This window comes from uncultured Aquincola sp. (assembly GCF_964001545.1).
In the GTDB taxonomy this organism is placed as follows: domain Bacteria; phylum Pseudomonadota; class Gammaproteobacteria; order Burkholderiales; family Burkholderiaceae_C; genus Aquincola.
In genome coordinates, this window is the sequence record NZ_CAXFDV010000482.1 from 1 (window position 1) to 2,193 (window position 2,193).

At 69.4% G+C, this 2,193-nt stretch carries 3 protein-coding genes; 2 read left to right on the top strand and 1 reads right to left on the bottom strand.

Annotated features, from left to right (window positions below; all coding sequences use genetic code 11):
- Nucleotides 1-932: 5'-methylthioadenosine/S-adenosylhomocysteine nucleosidase (locus ABNT58_RS16465; protein WP_348754533.1), on the bottom strand; the 932-nt coding region annotated here is incomplete at its 3' end.
- A 160-nt stretch (nucleotides 933-1,092) separates the two neighbouring features.
- On the opposite strand from ABNT58_RS16465, the gene ABNT58_RS16470 reads away from it, so the two are divergent.
- Together ABNT58_RS16470 and ABNT58_RS16475 are read left to right on the top strand one after the other, a co-directional pair.
- Entirely contained in the window at nucleotides 1,093-1,995 is a 903-nt protein-coding gene (locus ABNT58_RS16470; RefSeq protein WP_348754534.1) for a recombination-associated protein RdgC, read from the top strand.
- A gap of 69 nt (nucleotides 1,996-2,064) precedes the next feature.
- Nucleotides 2,065-2,193 (top strand): ATP-binding cassette domain-containing protein (locus tag ABNT58_RS16475; RefSeq protein WP_348754535.1); only part of this gene is annotated, 129 nt, incomplete at its 3' end.

The following is a 2,193-nucleotide window of genomic DNA, read 5'->3' on the forward strand; positions in this document are numbered from 1 at the left end:
AACAGCGCGGCCACGTCGGCATTGAATTCTTCGGCGCCCGCCAGGTCGCTGACGCTGCGCATCGCGATGTAGGGCACGCGGTTGGCATAGGCCACATGGGCCAGGGCCGCAGTCTCCATCTCGAACACCTGCGCGTTCAGCGTTTCGAACAGGTAGCGGCGGTACGGTGCGTGGGCCAGAAAGGCGGTGCCCGAGACGCCGGTGCCACCCACCTCCAGCTTGGGCTGGTGCTTGACGCATTGCTTCTCGTCCACCGTGCCGCTGGCGGCGGCCTTGGGGCCGCAGCGCTGCAGTGCCGGCTTCAGGTTCCGGGCCACGGCCAGCATGTCGGTGTCCACCGGGTAGTCGAAGCGGAACTCGCCCTTGGGCGCGTTGGCGCTGTTCATCACGTAGTTCTCGCGCAGGAACCAGCCCTGGTAGGGCGGCAGCGGCTGGCCGGCCGGCGTCTTGGCCAGCGACAAGCCCAGGCACGACACATCACCCGCCGTGCCGCAGGCGGCGGGCACCTGGTCGTTGCTTTGCCAGTACACCTCCATCGGCATCACCCAGCGCTCGGGCACCGTCACGTCGCCCACGTGGTGCGCCGGGTTCACGCCACCGGCGATGCCGCTCATGATCAGCCGCTGCACCTTGAAGTGGTCCAGCATCAGCTGCGTGACCATGGTCGAGTTGATCATGCTGACGCCGCTGAGCACGATGACCACCCGGTTGCCGCGCAGCGTGCCGGTGGTGAAGCGGTTGCCGTTGACCACGTGCGTGCGCTTGCCGGTGGTTTGCGCCACCAGGATGTCGGCCTCGGCGCCGAAGGCCGAGACGATGCCGATGCGCGGCGTGCAGTCGGTCAGGCAACGGGCCGCGGGCGCGGCATGGGCGGTGCTGGCGAGCAGGGCCAGGCCGGTGAGCAGGGCGGCGGGCAGGGCGGGCAGGCGCAAGAGGATGTCTCCGGGAACGTGGGTCTTGGTGGGTCTGCGAAGCAGCCAGCAAATCAGCAATATTGATGCCATTGGCCACCTGCCGTTACCCGCGGGCGGCTGGCGCCGACGCCGGCCGTCGGGGGACAATCGTCGGTTTTTCCCACCGCGACCCGAACCCGTGTTCAAGAACCTGATCGTCTACCGCATCGCGCCCGAATGGGCGGCCGACCCGGCCCAGCTGGAGGCGGCGCTCGACCAGATGCGCTTCGTGCCCTGCACGCCCACGCAGCCCATGTCGGCCGGCTGGGTGGAGCCGCGCGGCGTGGCCCACGCGCCGTTGCTGGAGGTGGTGGACGGCCACTGGCTGCTCAAGCTGCAGGTCGAGCACAAGGCCGTGCCCGGTGCCGTGGTGCGCCGCCGCGCCGAAGAAATGGCCGCGCAGATCGAGCAGCAGACCGGCCGCAAGCCGGGCAAGAAGCAGATGAAGGAGCTGAAGGAAGACGCGCTGCACGAGCTGCTGCCGCAGGCCTTTGCCAAGCGCGCCGCGGTGCAGGTGTGGATCGACCCGGTGCAGCGCCTGCTGATGGTGGACAGCGGCAGCGCCAACCGCGCCGACGAGGTGGTGACGCAGCTGGTCAAGGCCGGCGAGGGCCTGTCGCTCACGCTGCTGCAGACGGCCGAAACGCCGGTGGCGGTGATGTCGGCCTGGCTGGCCGGCACCGAGCCGCCGGCCGCCTTCAGCATCGACCGGGAGTGCGAGCTGAAGTCGCCGGACGAGATGAAGTCGGTGGTGCGCTACGCCCGCCATGCGCTGGACATCGAGGAGGTGCGCGAGCACATCCGCAGCGGCAAGCTGCCCACGCGGCTGGCGCTCACCTGGCAGGGCCGCGTGTCCTTCGTGCTCAGCGACACCGGCCAGGTGCGCAAGATCGCCTTCCTCGACGGTGTGTTCGAAGGCCTGCCCAAGGTGGAAAAGGACGAAGCCTTCGAAGCCGATGCGGCGATTGCCACCGGCGAGCTGCGGCAGCTGATCCCAGACCTGGTGGAGGCCCTGGGCGGGGAGCATGCGATTTCGGCCTGAGCCCGGCGCCTGACGCGACCGGCCCGGCAGGTATGCTCGCCTGTTGCCCGCCCCCGATTGCCCTGCACCATGGCCCTGCTGTCCCTTTCCAACGCCCATCTGGCCTTCGGCCACGTTCCGCTGCTCGATGGCGCGGGCTTTTCGCTGGAAGCGGGTGAGCGGGTCGCGCTGATCGGCCGCAACGGCGCCGGCAAGTCG